Source organism: Candidatus Protofrankia californiensis, assembly GCF_900634765.1.
GTDB lineage: Bacteria > Actinomycetota > Actinomycetes > Frankiales > Frankiaceae > Protofrankia > Protofrankia californiensis.
In genome coordinates, this window is record NZ_CAAAFT010000097.1 from 13,030 (window position 1) to 13,508 (window position 479).

Here is a 479-nt window from a genome sequence, read left to right on the forward strand (position 1 = left end):
CTACGTCGCCTCCGGCGGCGAACCGGAGGCGCTGTTCGCTCCGGTGATGCGCAGCCCCGAAGTGCTCGAGCAGCTGTGCATGCCCGACGTCGGCTCGCTGATCGGCTTCGACGAGGATCTCAACCCCGTTCTCGGTGCCGACCACACCTCCCGGACGCAGGTTGCGCAGCGCGCCGCCGTCCAGGACGGGGTACTTGCCTACCAGCGGGAATGGTTGCGTTACCACCGCTGCGAGACGCCGATGCCGTCCCTGGTGCTGGACGGGGCGCGGCTGGCGGCCCTGCGCACCCTCACGCGGTTCGTGACCCGGCCGACCCCCCAGGAGGCGTTCGCGTTCGGGATGTGGTCGCATGACGACAACTTCGGCTCCGAAGCTTCGGAGGGACTCCTGCCCGCCGACCTGCTGCGCAGGATGCCGTATCTGACCCCGGTCGATCTCGAGAAGATCCCGATGCAGGAGCTCTACTGGCCGGCAGGGG

1 pseudogene is annotated in these 479 nt (G+C 69.1%); it reads left to right on the plus strand.

Annotation, left to right across the window (positions count from 1 at the left end):
• Window positions 1-479, plus strand: a pseudogene (locus DD1DGNOD_RS28820) (haloacid dehalogenase); the annotation flags it as partial.